The 22,390-nt window shown below is 66.2% G+C and carries 19 protein-coding genes; 10 read left to right on the top strand and 9 right to left on the bottom strand.

Annotated elements, in window-relative coordinates:
• Nucleotides 1-158: 158 nt before the first annotated feature.
• Nucleotides 159-1,334, bottom strand: coding sequence for a tyrosine--tRNA ligase (tyrS, locus tag ABGV18_RS10015; RefSeq protein WP_396585907.1), 1,176 nt, complete (start codon nucleotides 1,332-1,334; stop codon nucleotides 159-161).
• 210 nt (nucleotides 1,335-1,544) lie between these two features.
• On the opposite strand from tyrS, the gene ABGV18_RS10010 reads away from it, so the two are divergent.
• Nucleotides 1,545-3,056 carry a peptidoglycan DD-metalloendopeptidase family protein gene (locus ABGV18_RS10010; protein ID WP_396585905.1) on the top strand — a complete coding sequence of 504 codons (1,512 nt, stop codon included), beginning with the start codon at nucleotides 1,545-1,547 and terminating at the stop codon, nucleotides 3,054-3,056.
• Nucleotides 3,046-4,230 carry an anhydro-N-acetylmuramic acid kinase gene (locus ABGV18_RS10005; RefSeq protein ID WP_396585904.1) on the top strand — a complete coding sequence of 395 codons (1,185 nt, stop codon included), beginning with the start codon at nucleotides 3,046-3,048 and terminating at the stop codon, nucleotides 4,228-4,230. The genes ABGV18_RS10010 and ABGV18_RS10005 overlap by 11 nt, the downstream gene beginning before the upstream one ends.
• 35 nt (nucleotides 4,231-4,265) lie before the next feature.
• On the opposite strand, the gene ABGV18_RS10000 is transcribed toward ABGV18_RS10005, so the two are convergent.
• The 3 genes from ABGV18_RS10000 to argC all read right to left on the bottom strand — a co-directional run bounded on the left by ABGV18_RS10000 (nucleotide 4,266) and on the right by argC (nucleotide 7,345).
• Nucleotides 4,266-5,420, bottom strand: coding sequence for a citrate synthase (locus ABGV18_RS10000; protein ID WP_396585903.1), 1,155 nt, complete (start codon nucleotides 5,418-5,420; stop codon nucleotides 4,266-4,268).
• A 70-nt stretch (nucleotides 5,421-5,490) separates the two neighbouring features.
• Nucleotides 5,491-5,865, bottom strand: a complete 375-nt coding sequence (gene erpA / locus ABGV18_RS09995; RefSeq protein ID WP_396580909.1) for an iron-sulfur cluster insertion protein ErpA — start codon at nucleotides 5,863-5,865, stop codon at nucleotides 5,491-5,493.
• Nucleotides 5,866-6,310: 445 nt separating this feature from the next.
• Nucleotides 6,311-7,345, bottom strand: a complete 1,035-nt coding sequence (gene argC / locus ABGV18_RS09990; protein ID WP_396585902.1) for an N-acetyl-gamma-glutamyl-phosphate reductase — start codon at nucleotides 7,343-7,345, stop codon at nucleotides 6,311-6,313.
• Nucleotides 7,346-7,510: 165 nt separating this feature from the next.
• Here argC and ABGV18_RS09985 point away from each other — a divergent pair, with 165 nt between their 5' ends.
• The 5 genes from ABGV18_RS09985 (at nucleotide 7,511) to ABGV18_RS09965 (ending at nucleotide 14,523) form a co-directional block, all read left to right on the top strand.
• Nucleotides 7,511-9,541 (top strand): chloride channel protein, encoded by a 2,031-nt coding sequence (locus tag ABGV18_RS09985; protein ID WP_396585901.1) that lies wholly within the window; start codon nucleotides 7,511-7,513, stop codon nucleotides 9,539-9,541.
• Between the two features lie 175 nt (nucleotides 9,542-9,716).
• Nucleotides 9,717-10,277, top strand: coding sequence for a redoxin domain-containing protein (locus tag ABGV18_RS09980; RefSeq protein WP_396585900.1), 561 nt, complete (start codon nucleotides 9,717-9,719; stop codon nucleotides 10,275-10,277).
• Between the two features lie 137 nt (nucleotides 10,278-10,414).
• Nucleotides 10,415-11,173 carry a type I methionyl aminopeptidase gene (map, locus tag ABGV18_RS09975; RefSeq protein ID WP_396585899.1) on the top strand — a complete coding sequence of 253 codons (759 nt, stop codon included), beginning with the start codon at nucleotides 10,415-10,417 and terminating at the stop codon, nucleotides 11,171-11,173.
• Nucleotides 11,174-11,177: 4 nt separating this feature from the next.
• Complete coding sequence (gene glnD, locus ABGV18_RS09970; RefSeq protein ID WP_396585898.1) at nucleotides 11,178-13,856, top strand: [protein-PII] uridylyltransferase; 2,679 nt, start codon at nucleotides 11,178-11,180, stop codon at nucleotides 13,854-13,856.
• 1 nt (nucleotide 13,857) lies between these two features.
• Nucleotides 13,858-14,523 carry a pseudouridine synthase gene (locus ABGV18_RS09965; protein WP_396585897.1) on the top strand — a complete coding sequence of 222 codons (666 nt, stop codon included), beginning with the start codon at nucleotides 13,858-13,860 and terminating at the stop codon, nucleotides 14,521-14,523.
• A gap of 13 nt (nucleotides 14,524-14,536) precedes the next feature.
• Here the strand turns inward: ABGV18_RS09965 and ABGV18_RS09960 are convergent, their stop codons facing one another.
• Nucleotides 14,537-14,944 (bottom strand): VOC family protein, encoded by a 408-nt coding sequence (locus tag ABGV18_RS09960; protein ID WP_396585896.1) that lies wholly within the window; start codon nucleotides 14,942-14,944, stop codon nucleotides 14,537-14,539.
• 108 nt (nucleotides 14,945-15,052) lie between these two features.
• On the opposite strand from ABGV18_RS09960, the gene dapC reads away from it, so the two are divergent.
• Entirely contained in the window at nucleotides 15,053-16,264 is a 1,212-nt protein-coding gene (dapC, locus tag ABGV18_RS09955; RefSeq protein ID WP_396585895.1) for a succinyldiaminopimelate transaminase, read from the top strand.
• Between the two features lie 849 nt (nucleotides 16,265-17,113).
• The gene (dapD, locus tag ABGV18_RS09950; RefSeq protein ID WP_396585906.1) at nucleotides 17,114-17,938 is read left to right on the top strand and encodes a 2,3,4,5-tetrahydropyridine-2,6-dicarboxylate N-succinyltransferase; all 825 of its coding nucleotides are present in this window, start codon (nucleotides 17,114-17,116) and stop codon (nucleotides 17,936-17,938) included.
• 109 nt (nucleotides 17,939-18,047) lie between these two features.
• On the opposite strand, the gene ABGV18_RS09945 is transcribed toward dapD, so the two are convergent.
• From ABGV18_RS09945 to phoB, 3 genes are read right to left on the bottom strand one after another with little or no spacing between them, the layout of a single operon-like run.
• Nucleotides 18,048-18,650 (bottom strand): methyltransferase domain-containing protein, encoded by a 603-nt coding sequence (locus ABGV18_RS09945; RefSeq protein ID WP_396585894.1) that lies wholly within the window; start codon nucleotides 18,648-18,650, stop codon nucleotides 18,048-18,050.
• Between the two features lie 33 nt (nucleotides 18,651-18,683).
• A complete protein-coding gene (gene phoR / locus ABGV18_RS09940; RefSeq protein ID WP_396585893.1) occupies nucleotides 18,684-20,141 on the bottom strand; it encodes a phosphate regulon sensor histidine kinase PhoR in 1,458 nt (485 codons plus the stop codon).
• A 31-nt stretch (nucleotides 20,142-20,172) separates the two neighbouring features.
• Nucleotides 20,173-20,859: a phosphate regulon transcriptional regulator PhoB gene (phoB, locus tag ABGV18_RS09935; protein ID WP_396585892.1), complete on the bottom strand. Its 687-nt coding sequence runs from the start codon at nucleotides 20,857-20,859 to the stop codon at nucleotides 20,173-20,175.
• Nucleotides 20,860-21,116: 257 nt separating this feature from the next.
• Here phoB and nadC point away from each other — a divergent pair, with 257 nt between their 5' ends.
• Nucleotides 21,117-21,953, top strand: coding sequence for a carboxylating nicotinate-nucleotide diphosphorylase (nadC, locus tag ABGV18_RS09930; RefSeq protein ID WP_396585891.1), 837 nt, complete (start codon nucleotides 21,117-21,119; stop codon nucleotides 21,951-21,953).
• 34 nt (nucleotides 21,954-21,987) lie between these two features.
• On the opposite strand, the gene ABGV18_RS09925 is transcribed toward nadC, so the two are convergent.
• Entirely contained in the window at nucleotides 21,988-22,314 is a 327-nt protein-coding gene (locus ABGV18_RS09925; RefSeq protein ID WP_396585890.1) for a c-type cytochrome, read from the bottom strand.
• Nucleotides 22,315-22,390 lie beyond the last annotated feature (76 nt).

Genomic DNA, 22,390 nt, shown 5'->3' with positions numbered 1-22,390 from the left:
CTCTCGGCGGCGTTTCCGTCGAGAGGAGCGAGGATTCTACACTCGCTGCAGCGCCCGTCAAGTGCTTTTTCTTTCACTCTTCGGGGCCGTCTTTCGGGGCGTTGGCGTGGCCTGTGCCCCGTAAGGAGGAGCGCATCTTACGCGCTTTGCCGAGGGCGTCAACCCTTCGCGACGATGATTTTTGCCAGGCGCCGCTTGCCCACCTGGATGATCGATTCGCCAACGGGCAGAACGAGCGCCCGATCCTTGACCGGCTCGCCACCAAGCTTCACCGCGCCGGCCTTGATATGACGAAAGCCCTCGGAGTTCGACTGGATCAATCCGGCTCGGTTGAGTGCCTCCACGATGACCACCCCTTCCTCAAGATGCACCTCGGGCATGTCATCGGGCAGCTGCTTTTTCTGGAAACGCGCGATGAACGCCTCGCGTGCCTTCTCACCCGCCCCCCGGCCGTGGAACCGGTCCACGAGCTCGATGGCGAGTTCGAACTTGATGTCGCGCGGGTTGCGCCCGCCGTCGATCTCCTCACGCAGGCGCGCGATCTCTTCAAGGGGCCGGAACGAGAGCAATTCGAAGTAGCGCCACATCAGATCATCGGAAATCGACATCAACTTGCCGAACTGCTCGTCGGCGGGCTCTTCGATACCGATGTAGTTGCCTAGGGACTTCGACATCTTGTTGACCCCGTCGAGTCCCTCGAGGATCGGCACGGTCATGACGACCTGAGGCTTCTGACCGTATTGTTTCTGCAGCTCCCTTCCCACCAGCAGATTGAACTTCTGATCGGTGCCACCCAACTCGACATCCGCCTCCAACTCCACCGAGTCATAGCCCTGAACCAGCGGATACAGGAATTCGTGGACGGCGATCGACCGGTTCTCCCGGTAGCGCTTGGAAAAGTCGTCGCGCTCCAGCATGCGTGCCACGGTGTAGCGACTGGCCAGCTGGATCAGATCGACGGCGCTCTTCTGCCCCATCCACTCGGAATTGAAGACGATGCGCGTCTTTTCCGGATCGAGGATGCGGAAAATCTGGCGCTCATAGCTACGCGCATTCTCGCGCACCGCTTCGGGCGTCAGGGTCGGGCGCGTGGCATTCTTGCCGGTCGGGTCGCCGATCATGCCGGTGAAATCGCCGATCAGGAAGACGACCTCGTGGCCACGCTCCTGAAATTGGCGTAGCTTGTTGATCAACACCGTGTGACCGAGGTGCAGATCGGGCGCGGTCGGATCAAAGCCGGCCTTGATCCGCAACGGCCGCCCTTCGGCCAGCCTTTCGACCAGTTCCTCGCGGACCAGCACCTCGTCGGTTCCCCGACACAACTCCGCCAGCATCTGCGCTTGCTCCTGAGACACGGTTCACCCTTCCAAAAATTACGTTGAATGGCTGCAGAAAGGCGGTTATGTTACCGGGTTTACACCATATTTTTCTGCCAGGTTTTTATATCCATGCAACAACGCCCTCTATTCAAGCCCAGACGCAGGCCCTCTCGCCTCATACGGCGCGCCCTCCTGGTTGGCCTCGGCGCGTTCGCGCTCGGTGCGGTGGTCTGGCAAGCCCTGCCCGACCAAGGCAGCCAAGACGACACGCCGGCCCCCGCCTCCAAGCCCAGTGACCGCAACGAAATCCCGCTGTCACTGGAAGCCATCGACGCCCCCGACAATAAAGCGCGCGACGCGGGGTCGGGATCGGACTCGGTCTCGATCGACACGTCGGCCACCACCGGCAACCAATCATCGGCCTTCGCCCGATCGGTGAGCCTGGGCAGCCGGCCTAACTTTCACATCCCCGGCCAGAAAGAAGCCCTGAAGGCCATTGAGACACCGGAGACCAATCGGGCCGCGGTCGGCCGCCAGGGGGGCGTCGATCCGGCGGAGGGCGAGGCGGAAAGCGTATCCTCCTCGCTCGAGGAAACCACCATCACGGTTGATTCGGGGGACACGCTTTCGACCATCTTCGAGAAGGCCGGTCTCGGCTACAGCGACGTGCTCAAGGTGCTCGACCTCGGTGACGAGGCCCGCCGCCTGGAACGCATCCGCCCGGGCGACAAGCTCGTACTGATGATGGACGACGCCGAGCAGTTCGCCGGACTCAAATACGACCTCAGCAGCGAGAGCGAACTTTCCATCTTCCGCAAAGACGGCGACCAACTCGTGGCCGAAATCACCGACCTACCCAGCGAGACCCGCTTGGTCTCGGCCGGTGGGAAGATCAAGGGTTCGCTCTACCAGTCCGCGATTGCCACGGGCGTTCCCCCGGCACAGATCATGCAGTTGGCCGAGGTGTTCGGCTGGAAGGTGGATTTCCTTCGCGACGTGCGGGATGGCGACCAGTTTCGCCTGATCTACGAGGTGCGCGAGCGCCACGGTGAGCGCCTCGGAACCGGCCAACTCGTGGCCGCCGAGTTCGTCAATCGTGGCGAGCGGTCGCAGGCCTTGCGCTACACTTCGCCCAACGGCACGAGCGGCTACTACGAGCCCGATGGCAGCAGTCTCGAGCGCGGCTTTTTGCGCTACCCGGTGGAGTTCTCCCGCATCAGCTCGAACTTCAACCCCAAGCGATTGCACCCGATTCACAACACCGTCCGCCCGCACAACGGCGTCGACCTCGCCGCGCCGACCGGCACGCCGGTCAAGTCCGCCGCCTCGGGCCAGGTAACTTTTGTCGGCTGGAAGCACGGCTACGGCAAGGTGATCCAGGTGCGGCACGACGCCAAGCACGAAACGCTCTATGCGCACCTGTCCGGCTTCAAGGCCAACCTCAAGCGCGGCGCACGCATCGACAAGGGCTCGACCATCGGCTTTGTGGGCATGACCGGCGGCGCCACGGGACCGCATCTCCACTACGAATTCAAGGTCCACGGCAAGGCGCTCGACCCGCTCAAGGTCGACCTGCCGGAAGCGAACCCGATCGCCTCGGAGGACCGCAAGGATTTCATCGCCCGGACACGCGGCTCGCTCGAGGAGTTGGCTCGCATCGAGATCGACGTGGAAGGCGAGCAGCCGGTTCATCTCGCGCGCAACGAGCGTGTCTCCCGCGCATCACGTGACGACTGACCCGCACCCAAAATACCCCGATGACAACGCCGAGCTGTTCATCGGGGCCATGACGGGCACCAGCATCGATGCACTCGATTTGTGCCTCTGCGATTTCTCCAAACCACAACCCCGCTTGATTGCCCACCGCCAAGAGCCGCTCGACGCGGGCCTGACCGCCCTGTTGAGACGATTGGCTCGCACCAACGGAAACGAGACGGACGATGCGCCGCCGCCCCCCGCGGTCGACGCCATCGACCTGTTCGGCATGGCCGATCGCCAACTCGCCGAGACGACGGCCTCGGGCGTGAACCGGTTATTGGAAAAGGCGGGGCTAACGAACCAGGCGATTCGCGCGATCGGATCGCACGGCCAGACGGTTCGTCATCGTCCCGACTGGCAGGAAGCAGCCTTCACCCTGCAACTGGGCGACCCCAGCCGCATCGCCGAGCTGACCGGCATCACCGTAGCCGCCGACTTCCGTCGGCGCGACCTGGCCGCCGGCGGCCAAGGGGCGCCCCTGGCCCCCCCGGCGCACGCCGCGCTGTTCCCGCCCGGGCCCGAGGGCCGGATCGTGATCAACCTCGGCGGCATCGCCAATGTGTCGATACTCCAACCCGGCCGCGACCCCGTCGGCCTGGATACCGGCCCGGCCAACACCCTGATGGACGCGTGGCACAGCCACCATCGGCAGGGGCCATTCGACCGAGACGGCCAATGGGCGGCCAGCGGAACGGCGCACCCGGCGTTGCTCGACCAACTGCTGACCGAGCCGTTCTTCGCGGCACCCGCGCCGAAATCCACCGGGCCGGAACACTTCAATCTCGACTGGCTTAAACGGTTGGGCGGGAAGTGGATCGAGACGCTCCCGGCCGAGGACGTTCAGGCCACCCTGCTTGAACTGACGGTCGAGAGCATTGCCCGGGCACTGTCACCCTGGCAGGCCGAGCGCTCCGGCATGCCAATCACGCTCTGTGGCGGCGGGGCGTACAACGGACGACTGGTCGAGCGATTGGGCGAGCGGCTGGCCGCGCCGGTGGAGAGCAGCGCGGCACTCGGCCTGGCGCCGGAATGCGTGGAAGGGGCCGCGTTTGCGTGGCTCGCCCGCCAGCTGCTCAACGGTCAGCCGGGCAATGCGCCCAGCGTGACGGGCGCCGCCGGGCCGCGCTTGCTGGGCGGCATCTACCCGGCCTGAGTCGACCGAGTACCGCCACCCTCAGGCGAGATCGATCAGCGGGCGCCGATCGGGCGGTAGTCGCGCGGGCTTTCGCCGACGTACACCTGGGTGGGACGATAGATGCGGTTGTTCGCGATCTGCTCCTTCCAGTGCGCTAGCCAGCCCGCCGTGCGCGAGATGGCGAAGATCGGCGTGAACTGGTCGCGCGGGATGCCGAGCTCGGCGTACAGCAGTCCGGAATAGAAATCGACATTCGGGTAGACGCCCTTGCCGGCCAAGTGCTCGGCCGCCTGGGTCTCGAGCTCACGGGCAATCTCGTAGAGCGGCGAGAGCTGGCCACCACGATGCTCGCGCAGTTGCTCGAGCAACCCCTGCAGAATGTCGGCGCGCGGGTCCTTGACCTTGTACTCACGGTGACCAAAGCCCCAGATCACCTCCTTGTTGGCCAACCGCTGTTCCAACCAGGGCGTGACGTTCTCGACCGAGCCGATCTCATCCAACATCGCCAGCACGCGCTGGTTGGCCCCGCCGTGCAGCGGCCCCGCCAGGGTGCCGATGGCCGAGGCGACCACCAGGTTCGGCGGGGCAAGCGTCGAACCGCAGACCAGTGACGCGAAGGTCGAGGCATTGAGCGTGTGCTCGGCATGCAGGATCAGGCAGGCGTCCATGATGCGCGCCTCGATCGGATCGGGCTCGCGCTCGGTCATCATGTACAGGAAATTCTCCGCGTAGGAGAGGTCGGCACGCGGCGCGACCGGGTCGTCACCCTTGCGGATGTGCTCCCACATGGCCACCAGCGTGGACATGCTCGACAGGATCTTGACGATCATCTGTTCGACGAACTCGCTGTCGGCATTCACGCCGTTGGCCGTCATGCGCTCCTGCCCCGGGTAGAACATGCCCAGACTGGCCACACAGGTCTGCAGCGCCTCCATGGGGTGCCCGTCGATGGGCAGAAACTTCATGATGTCGCGCACGTTGTACTTCACGCGCCGGTTACGACGCAGCTCGGCATCGAACTCCGCGAGCTCGAGTGCCGTGGGCAGATCACCGTGGATCAGCACCCACGCGCTTTCCTCGAACGTGCTCTGGCGCGCCAGATCCACGATGCGATAACCACGGTAGGTCAGCAGCCCGGCCCGACCATCCAGATACGAAATGGCAGACTGCGCCGCCGGCACACCCTGCAAACCCGGTACGAAATCCATCGACAACGCCTTGTAATAACCCTGACAAACGCAAGACGCGGGCAATGCCCGCGTCTTGCCCTCTACGAAATCAGACCGAGAAAGAGGAACCGCAGCCGCAGGTGGTCGCGGCATTGGGATTGCGGATCACGAACTGTGCGCCGGAGACATCTTCCTTGTAATCGATCTCGGCGCCCTCGAGGTACTGGATGCTCATCGGGTCGACCAGCAGGGTGACCCCCGAGCGTTCCACCGCTGTGTCATCCGGCTGCACCTCTTCCTCGAACATGAACCCGTACTGGAAGCCCGAGCAGCCACCTCCCGTGATGAACACGCGCAGCTTGAGCTCCGGGTTGCCCTCTTCCTCGATCAGTGACTGGACCTTGTTCGCCGCGTTCTCGGTAAAGACCAGCGGCGTGGCCTCGGTAGCCGGCTCGGCCACCGGTGTGTCGGTTGCGTCAACCATCGCATTCACCTCAATCGATTGCGCGTCTGCTCGGCGGAAAAACACCCTTGCCGAGCAGCAAACTCACAGTCTATCAGACCATTGGCGAATGCAGGCGAGCCGGCACTAGGGAATCTCTGCACGATTCGATAGTGCCTCTGCGGGACCGCCAAGGGCCCAGTTGCAAGGCGCAGTCCGCCGTGAATGGCAGGGTCCTTCACAAGGAGTGAACCGGATCGGCACGACGCCGATCCGGCCGGCGCAAGCCGGCCCGAAGGGCGAGGTCCAGGGACGGACTTCGCGACGCCGCAAATGGGTCCTTGGCGGCTCGCCCGAAGGGGCTGGCGGGGTTGCCCGCACTCGGCGTTGCCGCCCCTCGCCGGGCAATGAGCCCGCCTTCGGCACGGCGCCTTGATTGCGAACAACCCCGCCAGCCAGAGGCGCCATCGAATCGTGCAGAGGTTCCCTAGGGCGACAGCGCGACCAGATCGAGCCCCGCCGATTCATCACAGCCCAGCATCAGGTTCATGTTCTGCACCGCCTGCCCGGCCGCGCCCTTGACCAGGTTGTCGATCACGCTGGAGACCACCAGCATCGGCCCGTCGAGCGGCCGGTGCACGGCCATGCGGCAGATATTGTTGCCGCGCACGCTGCGGGTCTCCGGGTGGCTGTTCGGCGGCATCACGTCGACGAACGGTTCCTCGGCGTAATAGCGCTCGTAGAGTCGCTGCACGTTGTCGGCCGGTTCGCCACGCAACGGCAGGTACACGGTCGACTCGATCCCCCGGACCATCGGCACCAGGTGCGGCACGAAGGTCAGGCCGATCTCGCGCTCGGCGATGGTGGCCAGCGTCTGGCGAATCTCCGGCTGGTGGCGATGACCGGCGGCGGCGTAGGTGCGCACGCTCTCGCCCGCCTCGGCCATCAACGTGTGCACGGCGGCCGAGCGGCCAGCGCCGCTGGCGCCCGACTTGGTATCCGCGACGATCTGGCCGTGATCGACCCAGTCCAGCCCCATCAGCGGCAGCACGGCGAGGGTCGTCGCGGTGACATGGCAACCGGGGTTGGCAACCAGCTGCGCACCGCGGATCTCGTCGCGGTAGAGCTCGGGGAGCCCGTAGACGGCCTGATCGACCCATTCCGGCGAGGCGTGCTTCATGCCGTACCACTGCGACCAGACATCGAGGTCCTTGATGCGGTAGTCGGCGGCCAGATCGACCACCCGCACGCCTTGCTCGAGCAAGGCCGGCGCCTCTTGCATCGCGATACCGTTGGGCGTGGCGAAGAACACGAGATCACAACCGGCCAGATCGGCCTCACCCTGCGCGCTGAACACCAGGTCGGTATGCCCGCGCAGACTGGGGTAAAGGTCATCCACACGCCGACCGGCCTCGCCGCGCGACGTCATGGCCACCACCTCAACCTCGGGGTGGTGGGCCAGCAGGCGCATCAACTCGACGCCGGTATACCCGGTGCCACCGACGATTCCGATCTTCTTCATGTCTTCGCTCGACTCCTCGTGCTTGGATACGGCCGGTTCGGCCCCGCCCTTGGGGCAACAGGCGTTCGAATCGGCTTGGCAATCGTGGCATATTAGCAGCGACCATGCGGCGGGCCATCCGCTCGCCCAACCACCGACCTCATCTTCCCCCGGGAGGCCCGGCCCGTGACCGCTTTGCTCGCCCGCACCCAGGACTGGCTCGGCCGCCGGCTGAACCGGTTCATCGAGCGTCTGCGACTGCGCCTGGCACAACCCGATGCCCTGTTGCAGGTCACCCTGCTCGGCCTGATCTCCGGGTTGCTCGCCGCGCTGCTGGTGGTGGCCTTCCGCCTGGCACTCGAGGGACTGCAGGTCTACGGCCTGGGACTGCCGGGCGCGGAGCGCTACGAATCCCTGCCCGCCGAGTGGCGACTGCTGCTGCCGATCCTCGGCGCGCTGGTGCTGGGGCTTGCCTTCCATCTGCTGCCGTTCGGCATGCGCAACGTCGGCGTCGGCCACGTCATCATCCGGTTTCACCGCTTTGGTGGCTACATGCCCTGGCAGAATGCCGTGGTGCAGTTCGTCGCCGGTGTGTGGGGCCTGTTGATCGGCCTCTCGGGCGGGCGAGAAGGCCCCGGCATCCACCTGGGCGCCTTCTCCGGCAGCCTGTTGGGGCACAGCCTCGGTCTGCCCAACAACAGCGTGCGCACCCTGTCCGGCTGCGGTGTGGCCGCGGCGATCTCCGCGGCCTTCAATACCCCACTGGCCGGCGTGATCTTCGCCCTCGAGGTGGTGATCAAGCAGTACACGCTGGCGAGCTTCCTGCCGGTGATCCTCGCCTCCTCGATGGGTGCGCTCCTGGCCACGACCGTGTTCGGGCCGGAGACGCTGTTCACCATCGAGATCCATCACCAGATGTCGTTCTGGGAGGTGCCCACGCTGCTGGCGCTGGGCCTGATCATCGGCGCGATGGCCGCCGGCTACATCCAGATCGTCGAGAGCACCATCGCCCGCAGCTGGAACTGGCCGGTCTGGGCGCGCTTCACCGCCGCCGGCGTGGCCACCGGCATCATCGGCTTCTGGGTGCCGGAAGTCCTCGGCATCGGCCACGACACCACGGACCTGGTCGCCGCCGCCGAACTGACCCTGGGCGCGCTGCTGATCATCGCCGTGACCAAGTGGCTGCTGGCCAGTGTCACCGTCGGGCTAGGGCTGCCGATCGGTACCATCGCCCCGGTGCTGGTCACCGGCGCCGTGGTGGGTGGCACGCTCGGCAGCCTGCTCTACCGGCTCGACCAGATCCCGCTGAACGACGTCGCCTTCTACACGGTGCTAGGGATGGGCGCGATGATGGGCGCCACGCTCCAGGCGCCACTGGCCGCGCTGGCCGCGGTGCTGGAGCTGACCAGCGACACCGGCGCGATCCTTCCCGCCATGATCACCATCGTCGTCTCGGGACTGGTCAGTCGCATGGTGTTCGGCAAATCCGGTCTCTACGACGCGATCCTGCGCGCCAACGACCAGCAGATGCCGGGACCGTCGCTGTGGTTCAACGGCGACAACATCGGCGTCTCAAGCATTATCGAGCGACGCGTCGCCGAGGTGAGCTGCCCCTGCAACCTCGCCCGCTTCGAACAGGCGCTCGAGGAAAAGCCGGCCTGGCTGGTCATCCGCGACGAGAACCGCCAGGCGACCGGCGTGATCCGCTATGCCCCGGCCCGGGCGGCCTTCGACCAGATCTTCAACCAGGCGCTGTTCGATGCCCAGGCGCGTGCCGAGCAGGCCGCTCGCGAGGCTGACGCCGACGCGCAAGCCAACCAGGCATCGGCGGAAAACCCGGACGCCGCGGAGGACGCGTCCACCCACCGCCCCGCCAACACGGCCGAGGGCGGCATCGAACACGAGACCGCCGACACGATCGAGACGGGCGACGAAGACGCCGGCAACGGCATCGGCATCGGCATCGGCATCGGCATCGACATGGAAGCATTGGCCCACCAGGTGCGCGAGGAAGTCCGCTTTGACCCAACGGAGATCAGCGGTTTCTACCGGGCCGCTGACGTCGAGGTCGGCTACACCCTGACCCAGGCCCAACGAGTAATGCGCGAGGAAGACGTCGGCGTACTGGTCGCGCGACGCATGCTCGGCTCGGCGCAGGCCCGCACCCTGGGCGTGATGACCGCTGCCATGCTGGAACAGGCGATCACCGAACGTTGACGCCAGCCGCCGTCCCGCGGAAACTTTGCGGCCTCGGGCCGGTCCATTTTGCTGGCCGCGCACCGGACGCCAAGCACCCAAGGACGCGTTGATCGAACAGGAATGCCGCCCGGGCCAGTTGGGCCAGTCAGGCCGCATTCCTATTCGACCAGAGCTTCCCACTTGAGGGTTCGACATGACGCCACGTATCGATATTCACCGCCAGACGGACACCGCCGTGGAGCCCGCCCACGACATCACCCGTCGTCGCCTGCTCCTGGGGGGCGCGGGGGCGCTACTCACCCTGGGGCTCGGCGGCTGCCTGTCGGACAGCGGCCTGCCGCTCGAGGGCGTGACCGTGCAGGACCGTAATGGCGAGCCGGTGGACCTGGCATCGATCAAGGGCAAACCGACCCTGATCACCTTCTGGGCGACCACCTGCCCCGGCTGCGTCAAGGAAATCCCGCACATCCAGGCACTGCACGACAAATATGCCGACCGCGGCGTGAACGTCGTGGGGCTGGCGATGAGTTACGACCCACTCGATCAGATCAACAAGATGGTCGAGGAGCGCGACATGACCTACACCATCTGGCAGGACCAGGATGGTCGCGGCGCCGAAGTCTTCGGGCCGGTGCGGGTCACCCCGACGACCTTCATCCTCGATGCCCAGGGACGCATCGAGTTCCAGAAGATCGGCGTATTCGACGTCGACCGGGTCGAGCGCACCCTCGACCGGCTGCTCGAGTCGGCCTGAGGCCCCTCGACCGACGCACCCCGACGCCCCGCGAGCCGGGGCGTTTTTCGTTACACTGACCGTCTTTGCGCGCGTGCTTACGTCGCGGCAGGCACGCAGGCCATCCGGTAATATCAAGGGGAGCCCGTTTCCAGGTCATGAACATCTCCATCAAGACCCCCGAGGAAATCGAGAAGATCCGCATCGCCAGCCAGCTGGCCGCCGAGATACTGGTGCTGCTGCGCGAGCACGTGAAGGCTGGCGTGACCACCGGCGAGCTCAACGAGATCGCCCACCGCCACATCACCGAGGTTCAGGGCGGCACGCCGGCCACGCTCGGCTATCACGGCTTCCCGGCCTCGATCTGCACCTCGCTCAACCACCAGGTCTGCCACGGCATTCCCGGCGACAAGGCCCTGCGCGAGGGCGACACCCTCAACATCGACGTCACCGTGATCAAGGATGGTTGGTACGGCGACACCTCGGCGATGTACACCGTCGGCAAGCCCTCGGTGCGCGCCCAGCGGCTGATCGACGTCACCCATGAGGCGATGATGAAGGGCATCGAGGCGGTCCGCCCCGACGCCACCCTCGGTGACATCGGCCACGCCATCCAGACGCATGCCGAGTCCAGCGGCTTTTCCGTGGTGCGCGAGTATTGCGGCCACGGTATTGGACGCAACTTCCACGAAGACCCGCAGGTGGTCCACTACGGCAACCCGGGTGAGGGCGTGCGTCTCAAGGAAGGCATGGTCTTCACCATCGAGCCGATGATCAACGCCGGCAAGAAGGAGATCAAACTGCTGGGCGACGGCTGGACGGTGGTCACCAAGGACCATTCGCTGTCGGCGCAGTGGGAGCACACCATCGCCGTGACCGACAACGGGTTTGACATCCTCAGCAAGCCGCCCGCCTGATCGCATGCAACCGGCCCCCGACGACCGATTCGCCGACCAGACCACCTTCCCGACAGACCGGCCGCTGGCCCGCCAGTTGGACACGCTCAATGCCCACTGGGCCGACGCGTTGGCCAACGAGGCCACGGCCCGGGGCTTCATCCGGGAGGTCACTGCGCGCGTCGACAGCGCCCTGCGGACCCTGTGGCAGGACAAGCTCGCCCACACCCCCTGCGCCCTGGTCGCGGTCGGCGGCTACGGTCGCGGCGAGATGTTCGTCCACTCGGACATCGACATCATGGTGCTCACCGCGGATCACGCCCATGACGAGGCGGTGCAGGCGTTCCTCTACACCCTCTGGGACACCGGCCTGTCGATCGGTTACGCGGTGCGCAGCGTCGAGGAATGCCTGGAGGCGGCCAGCGATCCGACCGTCTACACCAGCCTGATCGAAATGCGTCTGATCGCCGGCGACGAGAGCCTGCTGACACGGCTGGACGCCGCCATCCGCGACGACGATGCCTTCGAGCCGGCCTGGCTCTTCGCCGCCAAGATCGACGAGCAGCAGGCTCGCTACAAGTCGCACGACAACGTCGGCACCAAGATCGAACCGCATATCAAGGAAGGACCGGGCGGCCTGCGCGATCTGCATACCATCCGCTGGCTGGCCAATCGCATCGACGGCGCCCCCAGCCTCGCCGCGATGCACCGCGGCGAGCTGCTGCGCGATGACGAGTACCGGACACTCGAGCATGCCGAATCCCTGCTGTTTCGCATCCGCATCGGCCTGCACGGCCTGGCCGAGCGGGCCGAAGAGCGCCTGCTGCTGATGCATCAGAAGACACTGGCCGGCGCCTTTGGCTACGAGGGGCTTCAGGACGGCAACCTCGCGGTCGAGCGTTTCATGCAGCACTTCTTCCGCGCCACCATCGAGGTCGAACGCCTCAACCAGCTCCTGATCCAGCGATGGCGCGAGCGCCTGCACCCCGAAATCCTCGAGCCAATCCACCGTCTCAATCCGCGTTTCGTCCGACGCGGCCGGCTGATCGAAACGCGTGACGCGCAGGTGTTCATGCGCTCGCCCACCGCCATCCTCGAGCTGTTCCTGCTGCTCGCCGAGCACCCGGAACTCGAGGGCATGACGGCCGCCACCGCCCGGCAGTTGCGCGCCAACCTGTCCGTGATCGATGCCGGCTTTCGCAACAACCGTCACGCGAAACAGCTGTTCATGCGCCTGTTGCGTGCCGAGCGCGGCGTCTACCTCGCCCTGCGCAACATGAACCTGACCGGCGTGCTCGCCGCCTACATCCCCAGCTTCGCCCCGATCGTCGGGCTGATGCAGTTCGACCTGTTCCACGCCTACACGGTCGACACCCACACCCTGCTGGTGATCCGCAACCTGCGCCGCCCCGCCCTGCCCAAACACCGCGACGAGAACCCGATCGCCTCGGACGCCTTCAAACGCATCCCGCGGCCGGAGGCGCTGTACCTGGCCGGGCTATTCCATGACATCGCCAAGGGCCGGGGCGGGGATCACGCCGAGCTGGGCGCCTTCGATGCCCGCGAATCCGCCCAGGCCCATGGCCTGCCACGCGAGGACATCGACCTCGTCGGCTGGCTGGTCGAGCAGCACCTGCTGCTCTCGTTCACCGCCCAGCGCCAGGACATCGAGGATCCAGAGGTCATCCGCCGCTTCGCCGAACAGGTCGGCAGCGCCGAACGGCTCGACCATCTCTACCTGCTGACGGTGGCCGACATCCGCGCGACCAATCCGCAGCTGTGGAACTCCTGGCGCGACACCCTGCTGCGGCGCCTGTTCGAGCTGACCCACCAGCATTTTGCCGAGGGGGTGCGCTCGTCGGCGCAGATCGTGCGCGAGACCCGACGCGACGCCAACCGCCAGGGCTCCAGCGAAGGCATGGACGCCGCCAAGCTCGCCGCCTGGCTGTCGGGCATGCCGGAGGAGTACTTCCTGCGTAACGAGATCGGCAACATCCTGCGCCACTCAAAGGTGGCGATCGACGCCGACCTGCCCGCCCTGACCATCAACGACGACCCGCAGCACCAGGCCACCCAGATCCTGATCCTGGCCCAGAACCACCCGGCGCTGTTCGCCCACGTGGTCGCCGGCATCGACCGGGAGGGATTGAGCGTCCAGTCGGCCAACATCACCGTGATCCCGCGGCCCCTGGTGGTCGAAAGCGGACTCAACGCCGTCGACGACGAGGGCAACCGCGAACCCTTGCCCGAGTCCGAACTGATCCTGCTGGAGTTCTTCGTCCTCGACCGCCAAGGGCACGCCGTCAGCGATCCTGGTGCGATCGAGGCGCTGCACGACCGGCTCGAGGGGGTGATCCATCGCCCCGAGCGCGCCCTGTCGGTCACCCGCCGGCGCACCCCGGCCCAGCTCTCCAGCCTGGACGTGGATACCGAGGTGGAATTCATTGCCGACGTCGCCCGGGCGCGCACCATGATCCAGGTCCTGACCAAGGACCGGCCGGGCCTGCTGGCGGATCTCTCCGACACCCTGTGGCGCATGGGCGCCATCCTGCTGCACGCGCGCATCGCCACCCTGGGCGAACGCGCCGAGGATGCCTTCTTCGTCGTGGACAAGTTCGGTCACCCGATCAACGACCGCGAGCACCAGCAGGCGATCGCCGCCGCCCTGATCCATGCGGCCAAGGGTCGCGCCGGAGACAAATGACTTGAGCCCGATCGACCACAACCTGCCCGCCAACCAGCCACCGGGTGACTGGGCGCTGATCGACGAGCGCCGCGATTTCCTGGTGGTGGCCAAGCCCGAACGGATGCTGTCGGTGCCCGGCATCGGCCCGGACAAGCAGGACTGCCTGATCACGCGGGTGCAGACCGAATTCCCCGAGGCGCGCATCGTCCACCGCCTCGACTGGGACACCTCGGGGCTGCTGGTGCTGGCGCGCAATGCCCGCGCCCACTCCTTCCTCTCCAAGGCCTTCGCCGCACGCGACGTGGACAAGACCTACGAGGCACTGATCGACGCCCCGTTGGAGCCGGCCAAGGGGCTGATCGACCTGCCGATCGGCAAGGACCACGAGCGCCGGCCGCGCTATCGCATCGACCCGGAGAGCGGGCGGCCGTCGCAGACGCGTTACCGCGTGGCAGAAACGGTCGACGACGGTATTCGCGTGATCCTCGAGCCGATCACCGGCCGCTCGCACCAGCTGCGCGTCCACCTATTGGCCCAGGGGCGCCCCATCCAGGGCGATTCGCTCTATCACCCCGAGGCCGACCGGCACGAGCGACTGATGCTGCACGCCGCCCGGCTGGCCTTCCCCGACCCGGAACACCCGGACGCCCCCAAGGTCACCTACGAAGTGGTCGCGCCGTTCTAAACAGGACGAGGATTCAGTCGTTGCCAACCAGTTCGACGGCATTGCCGTCCGGATCTCGCAAGAAGAGCGCATCACGCCCCGAGCGCGAGCGGGTGAAGGGGATGTCGCGCTGGCCCAGTCGATCGGCGAACGGGGCGGTTTTGTTCACCCGCAGCGCGACATGCCGGTCGCGCCCGCCGTGCTCGGGCCGCCCGTCGCGCGGATCGGGATTGGTCAGCTCGAGCAGGTGCAGCGCCTGGCCGGCGCCCAACGACAGCCACGCCCCCGGAAAGCCGAGATCGGGGCGCGCCAATTCCACAAGCCCCAACACTTCGACATAAAAATCACGCGCCAGCCGGGCATCGCTGACCAGCAGACTCACGTGGTCGACCCCATGGACCTCAGGCTGCAGCACATCAGGTCGGTTGTCGGCATCAGACATCACTGGCTCCCGTTTCGGTTCTCGCCACCACTCGCAGCGACTGGATCGGGCACCTATAATGCCCGGTCGCATCCCGCGCCGTCACCACCCAGACTCGATGACCCCGGCATGAATCCCAATCTCGACCGACTGCATCCCTACCCATTCGAGAAGCTCGCCGAGCTCAAGGCCGGCGCCGAGCCGCCCGCCGATCGGAAGCACATTCCGCTGTCGATCGGCGAGCCGCGCCATGCCCCACCGGCGATCGTGCTCGACACCCTGCGCGAGTCATTGCCGGAAATCGCCCGTTACCCGGCGACCAAGGGCGAGCCGGCCCTGCGCGAGGCGATGGCCAACTGGCTGACACGACGCTTTGCGCTGACGCCGGGACACCTAGACCCGGAGGCCAACGTCCTGCCCGTCGCCGGCACCCGCGAGGCGCTGTTCGCCATCGCCCAGGCGGTGGTCGACCGCGAGAGCGCCACGGGTCGGCCGCCGGTGGTGCTGATGCCCAACCCCTTCTACCAGATCTACGAAGGGGCGGCCCTGCTGGCGGGGGCCGAGCCCTACTACTACCCGACGCTGGCGGAAAACGACTTCCTGCCGGACTTCGACGCCATCCCCGAGGCCATCTGGGAACGCGCGCAACTGCTCTACGTCTGCTCGCCGGGCAATCCCAGCGGTGCGGTGATCGACGCCGAGCGCTACCGCAACCTGCTCGCCCGCGCCCGCCGCCACGACGTGGTCATCGCGGCCGACGAGTGCTATTCCGAGATCTACTTCGACGAAGCACTGCCGCCGGTCGGACTGCTGGAAGTCGCCAGCGAGGTCGGTGGTGAGTCGCCCTTCGAGAACGTGATCGTCTTCCACAGTCTGTCCAAGCGCTCCAACCTGCCGGGCCTGCGCTCGGGGCTGGTCGCCGGCGACGCGGCCATCCTCAAGCGCTTCCTGCGCTATCGCACCTACCAGGGCTGCGCCCTGCCGCTGCCAACACAACTGGCCTCCATCACCGCCTGGAACGACGAGGAGCACGTGCGCGCCAATCGCGGTTTCTACCGCGAGAAGTTCGATGCCGTGCTCGATATCCTCGAGCCGGTGGCCGGCATCGACGTGCGCCGCCCGGACGCCGGGTTCTACCTCTGGGCCGGAGTGGAAGGCGACGAACGCGACTTCGCCCGCCGCCTGTTCGCCGAGCAGAACGTCACCGTGCTGCCGGGGCGGTTCCTCTCGCGCGAGGCCGACGGTGTTAACCCCGGGGCGGGGTTTGTGCGGATGGCGCTGGTGGCCGAGCTCGACGACTGCGTCGAGGCGGCGGAGCGGATTCGGGCGATGCTTGCCTGATTCGTTTTGGCAAGCCCTGACTAAGCTCAACCGGGTTTCGCACGCCGGTTTGCCAAGGTGGCACCGATGCACTGCCGTGCACGGCGTGCGAGTCGATTTTCTTGCTTGTCCAAGAAAACCGACGAAAAGAAGACACCCCAATGCCTTGGCCCTTCGGGCCTGATCGTCGCGGATGATATCCGCGACGATCAGCCTCGCGAACGAGCGATTGCGGACGGGTCGGTTCGACGCGACCTCCTGTCGCGGCGAACCTCTGGCCGGCATCCATGCCGGCCAGACCCTGCAATCCCCCGTCCGCGAGGCAAGGCACAAGGGGACTCGACACTTCGATTAGGCCGAGAGCGCAACCTTAGAGCTCCAATTCCCTTGGGGATGTGTGTCACGCCACCGGATGGTTGGGAACCAAAGCCCCCTTGCGTCCTGCCTCGCGGCCGGTGGATGACTCGGGGTCGGAGCGACAGGGACGTCGCTCCGAGGTTCGCCGCGACGGGAGGTCGCGTCGAGCCGGCCCCGAAGGCAGCCGCCGGTCGCGAGGCTTCGAGACCGGACCCCGTCCGGGCTCGAAGGCCCGCAGGGCCAGGGCGCCGGGGTGTCCTTCTTTTGGTTCCTTTTCTTGGACAAGCAAGAAAAGGAACTCGCGCGCCCGGCACTCGGGCGCAATAAGACCCCGCTCGCGAAACCGGCGTGCGAAACCTCTCCGATTGCACAACGAACACCCCGCCCGCGCGACCTCAACGCCGTCAACGATCTGTTGTTACAATAAGCACCATCAACGCATCCCTTTTCCCGGCCGGCCAACAATGGTCGGCCGATCCGTTTTCCCAACATTTTCAGGAGCATCCGATGGACATCAACTCCATTCGCGACACCATCGAATCGGCCTTCGAGCGCCGCGCCGAGATCAATCCGGGCAACGCTTCGGCCGACGTGGTCGAAGCAGTCGAGACCGCGCTGGGCGGACTGGACGACGGTTCGCTGCGCGTGGCCGAGCGCCGCGGCGTGGGTGACTGGCAGGTCAACGAATGGCTGAAAAAGGCCGTGCTGCTGTCGTTTCGCCTGCGCAACAACGAGGTGGTCTCCGGCGGCGACGTGAACTACTTCGACAAGGTACCGACCAAGTTCGCCGGCTGGGACCAGGCACGCTTCGAGGCCGCCGGCATGCGCGTGGTGCCCAACGCCGTGGCGCGCCGCGGCAGCTTCATCGCCAAGAACACCGTACTGATGCCCTCCTACGTCAACATCGGCGCCTATGTCGACGAGGGCACCATGGTCGACACCTGGGCGACGGTCGGCTCCTGCGCCCAGATCGGCAAGAACGTGCACCTGTCCGGTGGCGTGGGCATCGGTGGCGTACTCGAGCCGCTGCAGGCGGCCCCGACCATCATCGAGGACAACTGCTTCATCGGCGCGCGCTCCGAGGTGGTCGAGGGCGTGATCGTCGAGGAAGGCTCGGTGATCTCGATGGGCGTCTACATCGGCCAGTCGACCAAGATCTACGACCGCGAGACCGGCGAGATCCACTTCGGCCGCGTGCCGGCCGGCTCGGTGGTCGTTTCCGGCAACCTGCCGTCGAAGGATGGCAAGTACAGCCTGTACTGCGCCGTGATCGTCAAGAAGGTCGACGAAAAGACCCGCAGCAAAGTCGGCATCAACGAGCTGTTGCGCGACGTGTAACCGTGCCGTGCCGGCGGACGCGTCCGCCGGCACCATGACACACACAAAAAGGCCCGCAGGAGAGAAACATCCCTGCGGGCCTTTTCACGTTCGGGGTGATGTCCGGGGATCAGCCTTGGCGCCGCCCCACCCCGTGGGTGACGAAACCCGGACCCTGGTGTCCCGGCCCCTCGTCGAGCAGGGCCTTGCCCTCGGCGAGAATCAGCCACTCCAGCCCGGTCAGATCCTGCGAGAGATCGCTGGCACGCACCAGCATGTCGGCCCGCTTGGGGCCACCGCTCTGGTAGGCGAGCTGGCGCGGGTGGAAAAGCTCGACGATCAGCAGGCCACCGGGGCGCAGGGCGGCCGCGGCCCGGCGGTAGACCTCGCGTCGCGCCGGCGGTTCGAAGTGCAGGTAGATCAGGACCACGGCATCGAAACCGTCTTCGCCCCAGTCCCATTCGGTCAGGTCGGCGCAATGCACCGCGAGACTGACATCACGCTCGTCGGCCAGTTGCCGGGCCTTGCCGCAGCCGACGGCGGAGTAATCAATGCTGGTGACGTCGAAACCCTGCTCGGCCAGCCAGACGCCGTTTCGACCCTCACCATCACCCAGGACAAGCACGCGGCCACCCAACGGCAGGCGGAAGACCTGGCTCAACAGAAATTCGTTCGGGTGCGTCCCGTAGAGAAAATCGACCTGGCCGTACTTTTCGTTCCAGAACTCGGACATCGGCTGGATCGCGCCCCTGTGTGGCAATTCGGGTCAGTCTACCCCATCCCGATCGGGGGAGGCGCCAGCTGCCGTTGGCATCGGCCGCATCGTCGGTCGGACCGGGAAGATCACGCGAAAGCAGCTGCCCTGACCCGGCGTGCTGTCGATCTCGAGCCGGGCCCCGTGACGCAGAACCACGTGCTTGACGATCGCCAAGCCCAGCCCGGTGCCGCCCCGCGAACGCGACCGCCCCACATCGATGCGGTAGAACCGCTCGGTGAGTCGGGGAATGTGTCGCGCCTCGATGCCGATACCCGAATCGCACACCGAGAACACGGCCCGCCCCCGCTCGTCGCGCGCCCAGCGCACCTCGACACGCCCACCGGCGGGGGTGTACTTGACCGCGTTGAAGACCAGATTGGAAAACGCCGACTGCAGTTCGCGCGGCACGCCCCGCAGCGTCAGATTGCTATCGAGGTCATCGCGAATATCGTGACCCTCCTCGCCCGATACCAGGCGGGCGTCGTTGAGGGTCGGCTCGAGCAGACGAGCCACGTTGATGGGCTCGAACAGCTCGGTGTCGGGCTGCGAGGTCTCCAGCCGAGACAGGAGCAACAGGTCCTCGACGATCCGCCGCATCCGGTCGGCCTGCTGGTGCATGTTCGACAGGATGCGGTGCATCTGCGGGTCCTGGCCATCTTCGGTATCGAGCAGGGTCTCGACATAGCCGGCCAGTACGGTCAGCGGGGTGCGCAACTCGTGCGAGACGTTGGCGACGAAGTCCTGGCGCACGCCCTGCAACCGGTGCAGCGCGGTGACATCGCGGCCGATCAAGAGATAGCGATCCGAGCCGTAGGGCTCGATTCGCAGGCTCAGCGCCCGGCTATCGTCCCCCGGGGCACTGATTTCCAGCGGCGGGCGCTCGATGCCGTTGGCCAGCCAGTCGATAAAGGCGGGGGCCCGCCAGAGATTGTCGAGACGCAGACCGATATCCAAGCGATTCAACCCCAGCATTTCGATGGCCGCGAGGTTGAGCCACTCGATCTCCCGCTCCTCGTTCAACACGACCATGGCATCCGGCACCGACATGGCCGAGTGGTGGTAGCGCTTGAGCAGACGGATCAGCCGGCGCTGGCGACGATACCCCGCCCGCCGAAGTCGGCGTTGATGGTCCTGAACCAGGCCGGGCACACCCCAAGCCTCGCGGTGTCGCCAGGCAAGCGGCAGGCTCCGGGCAAGATACGCGACGCGCAGCAGCAGGCTGGCCGCGTAGACGCCCAGGCCCAGGGCCGTGGCCCAGCCCCAGTGACCCTGCCAAGCGAGCGCCTCGCCCACCACACCAACGAACACCACCAGCACACCGGCGGCCGCCAGCAGCGCGATTTCCTCCTGCCAAGCTTTCAATCGCGCCTGGGACCGTCGCGCCCGGCGGGTCCGCGCGCGGCGCTCACCCTGCCCCCCTTCGCCGGGACGGGTCGCCAGCGGCAATCTGGGATCGGGCTGGTTCATCAACACCTCGTCTGTGGAAACGCGCGCGATCTCACTGCGCCGAAAGACGGTAACCCACGCCACGCACGGTCTGGATCAGGCCATCATAACCACTGGGTGCCAGCACCTTGCGCAGGCGCAGGATGTGCACGTCGACGGTCCGTTCCTCGACGTAGGCGTTCTGTCCCCAGACGCGATCGAGCAACTGCGTGCGGGTGAACACCCGGTCCGGGTGTTTCATGAAGAAGGCGAGCAGGCGGAACTCGGTCGGCCCGATATCGATCGACTCGTCGGCCGCGGTCACCCGGTAGCTCTCCTGATCCAGTTTCAGCCCGGCGACGTCGAGTACCGGATCGTCGGTCTCCGGTGACACCCGCCGCAGCACCGCCTTGATCCGGGCCATCAGTTCGCGCGGCGAGAACGGCTTGGTCACGTAGTCGTCGGCCCCGGCCTCCAGCCCACTAACCTTGTCCTCTTCCTCGCCGCGCGCGGTGAGCATGACGATCGGCACGTCGCGGGTCAGCTCATCACGCTTGATGCGGCGGGCGAACTCGATGCCGCTGGCACCCGGCAGCATCCAGTCGAGCAGGATCAGGTCGGGCTGCTTTTCCGCCAGACGCTCGAAGGCCTCCTGCACATCGGCCGCCTCGACCAGATCGTAGCCTGCACGCCCCAAGGCGAAGGCCACCATCTCGCGGATCGGCTTCTCGTCCTCGACAATCAATATGGTCTTTTGCATTCGGTCATCCCGGCCAACGCCGGTCCTCGCAACAGTCGATGTGAGCGGGGTCGCCGGGGAACCAAGTGGAGCCCCGACCATCTACCGGCATTAAACGCCAATGCGATGACAGCAGCATGACAAGATGACAGCGTGACGGGAAGCGGCCACACGGCATGCAACGGCCGGCCCATCGTGGGCGCCGCCGACGGCAAGCCAATGCGCTTCCGGTAACTTGCTAGACTCCCGTCCTCGATTACCCGACACACGGTGCCCCAATGAGCAAAGCCGACCCCGACATTGTCGCCCTGGACGTGGCGCGCGCGCTGTCCGAAGACATCGGCCGTGCCGACGTCTCCGCCCAGCTGATCCCGGCCGACGAGACCGCGCACGCCCGCATCATCAGCCGCGAGCCGGCCATCCTCTCCGGGGTCGACTGGGCGGATGCGGCCTTTCGCCGCGTCTCGCCGGGCGTGCGCATTGAATGGGCGGCCACCGACGGCGACAGCCTGCTCCCGGAACAGGGCCTCTGCCTGCTGAGCGGACCGGCACGCGCCATGCTGACGGCCGAACGGGTCGCACTGAATTTCCTGCAGACCCTCAGCGCGACCGCCACGGTCACCCGCCGCTACGTCGAGGCCGTCGACGGCACCGGCGCGCAGATCCTGGATACCCGCAAGACCCTGCCCGGGCTGCGTTACGCGCAGAAGAAGGCGGTGATCGACGGCGGCGGTGCGAACCATCGCATGGGCCTCTACGACATGGTGATGATCAAGGAGAACCACATCCGGGCGGCGGGATCGATCGGACAAGCCGTTCGCGCCGCCGGAATCGTGGCGCGCGACCTACCGCTGGTGGTCGAGGTGGAAAACCTCGAACAACTCGAGGAGGCCCTCGGGGCCGGGGTCAAGCGGGTGCTGCTGGACAACTTTGCCCTGGACCTGTTGCGCGAGGCCGTCCGACTCACCGCCGGCCGGGCCAAGCTGGAATCCTCCGGCAATGTCTCGCTCGAGACCGTGCGCGACGTGGCGGAAACCGGGGTCGACTACATTTCCATCGGCGCGCTGACCAAACACATCCAGGCCATCGACCTGTCGATGCGCTTCATCGACTGACATCCCGGGGCACCCCGGGACACCGATCGCCGCGTCAGTCGAAGTCGTAGTATTCCTGGTTCATCCAGGCGGTGACCGCGTCGACCTCCTCGTCGAACCACGGCAGCCCGAAGTTGTTGGCACAGCCCTGGACCTGGGTGCGCAGGCTGTCGTAGCTGCCCATATTGCCGGCGTCCGCGCGCGCTTTGAACCACTCGTCGTCGTGCGCCACCATATGGCACGCCGAGCAGTTCTCGGCAAACAGCTCACCGCCCCAGGTGATGTCGGGCTCGGCGGCCACCGGCGCGGCGAGCATCAGGCCGGCGATAAGGCCAAGCATTTGAGTCGGGTTTACGTGCATGATCGTCTTCCGGGTTCGCATGGCATTGCCACTCCTTTTCTGCTGCAATTCGGACTCGCGGCCCACTCAACGTCACGGCCACATGAAGTTTGAGTGT

Source organism: Guyparkeria halopsychrophila (assembly GCF_044582135.1).
Taxonomy (GTDB): Bacteria; Pseudomonadota; Gammaproteobacteria; order Halothiobacillales; family Halothiobacillaceae; genus Guyparkeria.
The sequence above is the reverse complement of the archived record's forward strand: the minus strand, read 5'-3'. Positions and strand labels throughout refer to the sequence as shown.